We start from the raw sequence: 8,925 nt of genomic DNA, 5'->3' as shown, positions 1-8,925 counted from the left end.
ACTCCTCACTCCTCACTCCTCACTCCTCACTCCTCACTCCTCACTCCTCACTCCTCACTCCTCACTCCTCACTCCTCACTCCTCACTCCTCACTCTTTGATCTGTCTCAAACACGCAGATGCCTGTCGTTCTCACGCAATTGCCGTTTTTGAGCCCGCCCTACAATGAGCGCTCCTTTATCCCGTTCTGAAGCCGGAGCCGTTTCATGTCTGCCGTTACCCGTAAAACCTTTGATGAAGTGATGGTGCCCAATTACGCACCGGCTGCGTTCATTCCGGTATCCGGTCTGGGGTCGCGGCTGACGGATCAGGAGGGCAAGCAATACATTGATTTTGCCTGTGGCATTGCCGTCACCAGCCTGGGTCACCGTCATCCGGAACTAACCGCTGTGCTGCATGAGCAAGCCGATCGCTTGTGGCATCTGTCGAATACGCATACCAACGAGCCCGCGCTGCGTCTGGCGCGTCGCTTGACCGAAAACACCTTTGCCGAACGCGTGTTCTTTTGTAATTCCGGCGCAGAAGCCAATGAAGCAGCGCTCAAGCTGGCGCGCAAATACGCGGTGGATCGCAACCCGGAAAAAACGCAGATTGTGTCCTGCAAGCAGTCATTCCACGGACGCACGCTGTTTACCGTGTCAGTCGGCGGGCAGCCCAAGTACACCGAAGGCTTTGGCCCGCTGCCAGGCAACCTGGCGCACATCCAGTTCAACGATATTGCCGCCGCAGAAGCCACCATTCACTGGGGCACGGCAGCGGTGATCGTGGAGCCGGTGCAAGGCGAAGGCGGTATTACGCCGGCGACCAAAGCGTATCTGCAAAAACTGCGTGACCTGTGCGACAAGCACGGCGCGCTGCTGATTTTTGATGAAGTGCAGATTGGCGTCGGCCGCTCCGGCTCGCTGTTCAGCTATATGGAATACGGCGTCACGCCAGATATTCTGACCAGCGCCAAAGCGCTGGGTAATGGCCTGCCGATTGGCGCCATGCTGACCACCAAAGAGATCGCCGCGACCTTCGTCGTCGGCACCCATGGTTCTACCTATGGCGGCAACCCGCTGGTCTGCGCCGTGGCCGACAAGGTGATCGAGATTGTCAGCCACCCGGACACGCTGGCTGGCGTCAAACAACGCCACCACTGGCTGGTGGATGGGCTCAAGGCCATCAACCACAAGCACAAGGTGTTCACCGAGATTCGTGGTCAAGGCCTGTTGATTGGCGCAGAACTGATCCCCGCGCTGCACGGCAAAGCCAAGGATGTGCTGAACGCAGCGGCCAGACACGGCCTGGTGACCTTGGTGGCCGGGACCAACGTGGTGCGCTTTGCACCGTCGCTGGTGATTCCGGTCGAAGACCTGAACGAAGGCCTCAGGCGGTTCGAGCTGGCCGTGGCAGAGGTTGCCGCGCAAGTGACGCAAACCGCCTGATGCGCACGCATTGAGATGGCAAACCCGGTGCTATCCGCGCCGGGTTTCAACACCGCGCGACGCGACCACCGTCGCGCGGTTTGCCTTGCGCCCGGCGTGCTATCGCCGACTACAATTCAAATTACATAAAAAAACCCACAACTTTGGGCGGTGAAGAAAAGTTCTCTGGCAAGGCGCGCGAACGCAGACAGTACATACAGGTACGGCCAGTGAGCGCAACGCAGCCAGAGGGCTTTTCTTCGCCGCCCTCACTGGAGCCGCTCGAGATGCTGTTCGTCCGCCCCGGCAAACCGTCAGACCTGGAAGAGCTGGAGCGCATGGCGCGCGAAACCGGCCCGGTGCTGCATTCCTTGCCGCCTGATCATCAACGGCTGGCGCAGCATGTGCAGCACTCTACCGACTCGCTGGAAAGCGAGATCGAATACCCTGGCGAAGAAACCTATCTGTTTGTGCTGGAAGACTCGGTGACCGGGCGCTTGCACGGTACGGCCAGCATTGTCGCCATGGCGGGGTTCTCTGAACCCTTTTATGTGTTCCGCAACGAAGTGGTCGTGCATGCCTCGCGCGCGCTCAAGGTCAATCACCGGGTGCATGCGCTGGTGCTCTCGCACGAGATGACCGGCCGCACCCGCCTGACCGGTTTTTACGTCGATCACGCCACGCAACGACACAGCGCACTGGCAGCGCACTTGTTGTCACGCGCACGCATTCTGTTTGCGGCCCAGCACCGTGAACGCTTCACCCATGAAATCTTCGCCGTGCTGCCCGGCATCACCGACGCCCAAGGCCATTCGCCGTTCTGGGAAGGCGTGGGCTACAAGTTCTTCAAGCGTGATTTCAAACAGATGGAAATCGAATCCGGCGGGCGCAGCCGGACCTTTATTGCCGAGATGATGCCGGTCGATCCGCTCTACGTGCCACTCCTCTCAGAAGACGCCCAGCGCGTGATGGGCGAGCCGCATACCGACGCCCTGCCCAATTACGAATGCCACCTGGCCGAAGGGCTGGAGCCCGACAAGTTTGTCGACATCTTCGATGCTGGCCCGGTACTGACCGGCGTCCTGGATGTCTGTCAGTCCGTACGCCTGGGCAGCGTGCGTCATGCCACGCGCGGCAAGCTGGAAGGCGGCAACATGCCGTGGCTGGTCAGCAACCTCTACACCACGGATTTCCGCTGCGTGGTGGTGATGTTGCCGGAGACGCCACCCGCCACGCTCACCCTGCCGCCTGAGGTGTTCGACCTGCTGGATATCCAGGAGGGCGACCTGGTGCGCTGCGCCCCGGTAGGAGGGTTGCCAGCATGATCGTGATGCGTATTTGCACCCCGGCCGATCTGGATGCGCTGATAGACCTGGCCCACAAAGCCGGCCCCGGCATGACCACGCTCAAGCCTGACCGGGAAGTCCAGGGCGCCCGGCTAGAGCGCGTACAGCACACGGTGGATGGCCTGGCGTCGCTGGCCGAACAGGGCTACCTGTTCATGATGGAAGACACCACCACCGGCGCAGCCGTCGGCGTGTGCGGGCTGGAAGTCGCCGTCGGCCTGGAGCAACCCTTTTACACCTATCGCATGGACACCTTTGTGCATGCCAGCCGTGAAATGGGCCTGTATACGCGCATGGATAAACTCCATATGTCGCACGGGCTGACCGGTTATTCCGAACTGTGCACGCTGTTTCTTAGCCCGGACTGGCGCGTCAATGGCAACGGCGCGCTGTTGTCCAAATCCCGCTTCATGTTCATCGCACAGTTTCCGGAGCGCTTCTCTGAACACCTCTGCGCCGAAATGCGCGGGCATTTTGACGAGCACGGCGAATCCCCGTTCTGGCGTGCTTTGGGTGCCCATTTTTACCGCATCGGTTTCAACGAAGCCGATCAATTGGTGGCGCAGGGTAAAAAGTCCTTCCTTGCCGAGTTGATGCCACGTTACCCCGTATACGTGGATTTTCTGCCGGAAGACGCCCGCGCCTGTATCGGCAAAACGCATATCGACACCGAACCGGCTCGCCGCCTGCTGGAAAGTGAAGGCCTGCGCGCCGAACAACATATCGACATCTTTGAAGGCGGCCCGGTGCTGGAAGCGCGCATCGACAGCCTGCGCGTCATGCATGACAGCGCGCTGTATACCATCGAGATTGCTGATTCCCCAGCGACATCCGACACCCGCTGGATTGTCGCCAACAGTGAGCTAGCGGATTTTCGCGTGATGCTCACCCGCAGCGTGCCGCACAACGGCGTGCTGCCCCTGACGCCCGAACAAGCCGCCGCGCTGCATGTCACAGCCGGTAGCACCGTACGGGCCATGACGCTGAACCCGGCGCCGCGCTAACTGACAAGGATGACCACTCCGTGACCGCACTCGATCCCCGCCACAGCCAGCTATGGCAATTACTGGACGCCACCATTGGCACCCCCGCCACGCAAACGCTGTTCGACATGATCCATGTCGACGACGCCTTGTTGACCGCCCCGGTCGCCAGCGTGCCGCGTGTGCTGATCGCCCAGGCCATGAACATGCAACTGTTCGCCAAAAACCTGGACGCGGTGCCGGAAGGCAAACGCTATGTGAACGCCAAACTGGCCGCGGGCGAGAAGGTCGTGTTTGATCATGGCGCGCTGCGCACCGTCACCGCCGCCGACACCGGCGCTTTGCCCCAGGGTGAAGCCGCCTTCAAACGCATCCTTGAACCATTGGGTTTTGCCGTCGCCGCCGTCTACCCGCTGGCCCGCCTGAAAATGACCGGTCGCGCTTACTGTCATCAAGACGCGCCGGAAACCGTCGCCCAGTTTTTTGTCTCTGAACTGCATGTCGACCAGTTCTCCCCGGCATTTGCCAAGGCGGTAGACGCCGTGGTCAGCAGCAGCCGTGATCCGCTTGATGACGAACATCAGGCACTGTTGGCCAGACTGGCCGCCCAACGTGCGCTACCGCTGAATGAAGCCTTCAAACTGCTGCCCGCCCTGGTGGCCTGTTTTGCCGTCCAGCACGACACCCCGCCGCTGGCCGCCTACGAAACCCTGCTGGCCGAATCCGCCGAAATGGCGTGGATTGCCACCGAAGGCAACAGCTTTAACCACGCCACCGACCGGGTTCCAGACGTGATTGCGCTGGCGGAACAACTGCGCGCACAAGGCGCGCCGATCAAGGACAAGGTGGAAATTTCCAGCGCCGGCTCCGTGCGCCAGACCGCATTCAAGGCGGCGATGGTGGAGCGTGCGTTCAAGGCGGCCGATGGGAGCGTGGTGAAGAAAGTGGTGCCAGGGTCGTTTTATGAGTTCATCTCACGGGACTGGCTGACGGGGGAAGGTGGTACGAGGCATCTGGATTTGCGGTTTGATAGCGGCAATGCGCAGGGGATTTTCAAGATGACTGCGGCGCAGGCGCCAGGGTGATTGCTTTTTATGGGGGGATACCTGCGTAGGGTGGATTCGGAGCGTAGCGACAATCCACCTTCATTGCCGTAAAACCCGAACCTCTGTTAGCGCCTATGGCGCAGGCTTGAAAAGCATTTGATACCGGCGGTGGCCGGAGCACCCTACTTTCTTTGCTTCGCCAAAGAAAGTAGGCAAAGAAAGGCGACCCCAGCCTGCCCCTTGGTGGGTACCCCCACAAAGCCACTGGCGTACCGGATGGCAGTTGCAGCGGGGTGGCGGCCCTCCGGGCTTCCCTCAGTCGGTCGGGAGCCTTGGGTCTCCCTCCACTCCTTCGGCGCTGGGCTTTGATGGGGGAGGAAAGTCAAAGGCAACACCAACAGCAACAGCAACAGCAACAGCAACAGCCAATTCAACACGCACTCCACTACCTCGTCATTCCGGCCTTGAGCCGGAATCCAGCACGGCCACCGCAGGTGGCCCTTGCTGGCAAGTGCAATGAAGCCTCCCTCCGACAGCCCGCCCAAAAAAGCGGCAATCCCGGCTACCGTGCCGCAAATCGTCGGGATACCAAATCCGTAGGGTGGATTCGGAGCAAAGCGACAATCCACCGCAAGCAGCCCGTTGGGCTGCGGGCTGGATTCCGGCCCAAGGGGGCCGCCGAGGTGGCGAAGCAAAGAAAGTAACATGCTCCGGCCACCGCCGGTATCAAAACCACCGCGCCGCAAGGCGCTAACAATCCACAACCAAATGGGGCCAGGCAGGCAACCCGGGGTTCATACCTGGCGGCCCCATCCAAACCACGAAGCAGAACTTTCCAACACACAGCCACCCTGTTTTAGTATTCAATCAACCACACCCCTTCAGCGCAGCAAAAACCATGATCCCGCGCCTTGCAGAACGCCCCGTCGCCAACCCGCTCTACCTCGATTTCATCACCGAGCTACGCACCCGCGGGTTCGAGGGCGAGCTCTCGGCCAGCTATGCCGACCGCACCGTTGCAGCCACCGACAACTCCATCTACCAGATCTGGCCACAAGTCGTGGTCACGCCAAAGCACGCCGACGACATCATCCGCCTCGTCAAAGTATTGCGGGAGGAACGCTTCCGGCATCTGGTGATCAGCCCGCGCGGTGGCGGTACGGGCACCAATGGACAATCGCTGACCCAGGGTGTCGTGGTGGATTTGTCGCGCCATATGAACCGCATTCTGGAAATCAATCCGGAAGAACGCTGGGCGCGGGTTGAGGCCGGGGTGGTCAAGGATCAGCTCAACGCGACGCTCAAGCCGTATGGCCTGTTTTTTGCGCCGGAGTTGTCTACGTCCAACCGCGCCACCATTGGCGGCATGGTCAATACCGATGCCAGCGGCCAGGGCTCTTGTCTGTATGGCAAAACGCGTGATCACGTGCTGGCACTCGATACCGTGTTGCTGGATGGCACGCACTGGCATTCAGAACCCCTTCCGGCCGATGACCTTATCGGCATCCAGCAGCGCAATGATCTGGTCGGAGAAATCCACCGTTTGCTGGATGGCATAGCACGGGATCAGGCCGATCTGATTGCGGCACGTTTCCCTAAACTGAACCGTTGCCTTACCGGGTATGACCTGGCGCATATCCGCAATGCAGATGGCTTGTTCGATCTGAACGCCATTCTGTGCGGTGCCGAAGGCACCCTGGGCCTTGTCACGGAGGTCAAACTTAACGTTTTGCCCATCCCCAGATTCAGCGCGCTGGTGAACGTGCGCTACACCACGTTTGATGCCGCCCTGCGCGATGCGCCAGCACTGATGGCCTTGCAGGCCGCATCGATTGAAACCGTGGATAGCAAAGTGCTGGGACTGGCGCGGCAGGACATCATCTGGCACGGTGTGGCCGAGTTCTTCCCGGATGACGATGGCCCGGCGGCGTTGGGCATCAATCTGGTCGAATTCATTGCGGATGACGAGGCCGCACTGGAAAACAAACTGGCCGAAGTCGTCGGCATTCTGGATGACCAGGGCCAGGCACACGGCCGCAGCGGCTACACTGTGGCGCGTGGTGAAGCGGCCGTAGGCCGATTGTGGAATATGCGCAAGAAGTCGGTGGGTTTGCTGGCCAATATGCAGGGCGAGCGGCGGCCGATCCCGTTTGTCGAAGACACCGCCGTGCCGCCGGAACACCTGGCCGATTACATTGCCGAGTTCCGCGCGCTGCTCGACAGTCACGGTGTGGCGTATGGCATGTTCGGGCATGTGGATGCCGGCGTGCTGCACGTGCGCCCGGCGCTGGATATGAAAGACCCGGCTGACGAACAGCGTATCCGCACCATCAGCGATGCCGTGGTGGCGCTGACGCAGAAGTACCACGGCCTGTTGTGGGGCGAGCACGGCAAGGGCGTACGTTCTGAATACGCGCCGCATTTCTTCGGCCCGCTCTACCCCACACTGCAAAAGATCAAAGCGACGTTTGACCCCCACAACCAGCTGAACCCTGGCAAGATTGCATCGCCCCTGGCAGATGGCTTGCTCAAGATTGATGCCGTGCCCACACGCGGCCAGCATGACCGGACGATTCCCATTGTGGTGCGCGAACGTTATGCCGAGGCCATGCATTGCAACGGCAACGGCGCGTGCTACAACTTTGACCCCGACGACGCCATGTGCCCCTCCTGGAAAGGCACGCGGGAGCGGCGCCATTCGCCCAAGGGCCGCGCCTCCCTGATGCGCGAATGGTTACGGCAAATGACACTGGCCGGTGTAGACCCGGTGGCTGAAAGCACCCACCTGCGCCAGCGCAATGGCTGGCTGATGCTGCCGGCACGCCTGGGTAACACACTGGGCCGCCGGCGCGGCGAGGCCGATTTCAGCCACGAAGTCATGGAAGCCATGCAAGGTTGTCTGGCGTGCAAATCCTGTGTGGCGCAATGCCCGGTGAAGGTCGATGTCCCGGAGTTCCGCGCCAGATTCATGGAACTGTATTACGGCCGTTATGTGCGCCCGTTCAAGGATTATCTGGTCGGGAGCATGGAAAGCACCCTGCCCCTGTTCGCCCGCTGGCCCGCGTTGTACAACGCCGTGCTCGGCAGCACGCCGGTCCAGGCCGTGCTGGCGAAGTTGAATCTGGTGCACAGCCCCTTGCTGTCTGGCACGCACCCCGTCGCGGCGCTGACCGCGCGTGGCTTCAAACTGGCCACGCCAGCGCTGCTGCAAACCCTGGACGAATCCACCCGCAGCAAGACCGTGATTGTGGTGCAGGATGCGTTCACCAGTTACCTGGAAACGGGCTTGTTGCTGGATACCTTTGAACTGCTGCGCGCCCTGGGCTTCACACCGTTGCTGGCGCCGTTTGTCCCCAATGGCAAACCGTTGCACGTGCATGGTTTTCTGGGCCGCTTTGACCGCGTCGCCCACAAAAATGCCGAGCACCTGCGCGCGCTGGCCGCATCCGGCATTGCCTTGATCGGGCTGGAGCCCTCCATGACGCTGGCTTACCGCGCGGAGTACGTCAAAACACTGGGCAAAGATGCCGCGCCGTCCGTATTGTTGATGCAGGAATGGCTAGCCAGACAACTGGACCGCTGGCCAGCACGCAGCGCCAGCGGGAACGCGCTAACGCTGCTGTCTCACTGTACAGAAAAAACCAGCGCGCCAGCCGCACCGGGCGACTGGCAAAAGCTGTTCCGCCACTTTGGCATCACCCTCACAACACAAGCCACTGGCTGCTGCGGCATGGCCGGCACCTACGGGCACGAGGCATCCAATCGGGCCATGTCCGAACACATTTACAGCCTGAGCTGGGCGCCTGTGATTGCCACCCATGGCGATGGGCATGATTTGCTGGCAACGGGGTATTCCTGCCGCTGCCAGACGCGGCTGGTGGATGGGGTTAACTTGCGGCACCCGGTGCAGGCGCTGTTGCAGGCAGTGCAAATCCAGACGTAGCCCGGATGAAGGCCCATCGGGCCGGGAATCCGGGATGGCGGCCCTTTACAAGAACCTCTTCACTGTGTTGCCCCGGATTCTCGCTGCGCTTCATCCGGGCTACTTGCTGGTGGATGCGGTTAACTTGCGGCGCCCGATACAGGCGCTGTTACAGGCAGTGCAAATCCAGACGTAGCCCGGATGAAGGCCCATCGGACCGGGA

General features: G+C 61.0%; 5 protein-coding genes. All 5 read left to right on the top strand.

Annotation, left to right across the window (positions count from 1 at the left end; genetic code table 11):
• Positions 1-205: 205 nt before the first annotated feature.
• The 5 genes from HNQ50_RS14295 (at position 206) to ydiJ (ending at position 8,723) form a co-directional block, all read left to right on the top strand.
• Positions 206-1,426, top strand: a complete 1,221-nt coding sequence (locus tag HNQ50_RS14295; RefSeq protein ID WP_184101855.1) for an aspartate aminotransferase family protein — start codon at positions 206-208, stop codon at positions 1,424-1,426.
• 266 nt (positions 1,427-1,692) lie between these two features.
• Complete coding sequence (gene astA, locus HNQ50_RS14290) at positions 1,693-2,730, top strand: arginine N-succinyltransferase (protein WP_184101854.1); 1,038 nt, start codon at positions 1,693-1,695, stop codon at positions 2,728-2,730.
• Complete coding sequence (astA, locus tag HNQ50_RS14285; RefSeq protein ID WP_184101853.1) at positions 2,727-3,755, top strand: arginine N-succinyltransferase; 1,029 nt, start codon at positions 2,727-2,729, stop codon at positions 3,753-3,755. Before astA (HNQ50_RS14290) ends, astA (HNQ50_RS14285) begins: the two co-directional genes overlap by 4 nt.
• A 20-nt stretch (positions 3,756-3,775) precedes the next feature.
• Positions 3,776-4,819 carry a DUF1338 domain-containing protein gene (locus HNQ50_RS14280; protein ID WP_308419164.1) on the top strand — a complete coding sequence of 348 codons (1,044 nt, stop codon included), beginning with the start codon at positions 3,776-3,778 and terminating at the stop codon, positions 4,817-4,819.
• An 859-nt stretch (positions 4,820-5,678) separates the two neighbouring features.
• Positions 5,679-8,723 carry a D-2-hydroxyglutarate dehydrogenase YdiJ gene (gene ydiJ / locus HNQ50_RS14275; RefSeq protein ID WP_184101852.1) on the top strand — a complete coding sequence of 1,015 codons (3,045 nt, stop codon included), beginning with the start codon at positions 5,679-5,681 and terminating at the stop codon, positions 8,721-8,723.
• Positions 8,724-8,925 lie beyond the last annotated feature (202 nt).

This window comes from Silvimonas terrae (assembly GCF_014202765.1).
GTDB lineage: Bacteria > Pseudomonadota > Gammaproteobacteria > Burkholderiales > Chitinibacteraceae > Silvimonas > Silvimonas terrae.
Note: the sequence above shows the minus strand (reverse complement) of the source record. Positions and strands in the feature narration are given on the sequence as shown.

What these genes read in the sequence shown, in the direction of transcription:
- HNQ50_RS14295 (WP_184101855.1), top strand. Translation starts at nt 206, where the DNA reads ATGTCTGCCGTTACCCGTAAAACCTTTGATGAAGTGATGGTGCCCAAT.
- astA (WP_184101854.1), top strand. Translation starts at nt 1,693, where the DNA reads ATGCTGTTCGTCCGCCCCGGCAAACCGTCAGACCTGGAAGAGCTGGAG.
- astA (WP_184101853.1), top strand. Translation starts at nt 2,727, where the DNA reads ATGATCGTGATGCGTATTTGCACCCCGGCCGATCTGGATGCGCTGATA.
- ydiJ (WP_184101852.1), top strand. Translation starts at nt 5,679, where the DNA reads ATGATCCCGCGCCTTGCAGAACGCCCCGTCGCCAACCCGCTCTACCTC.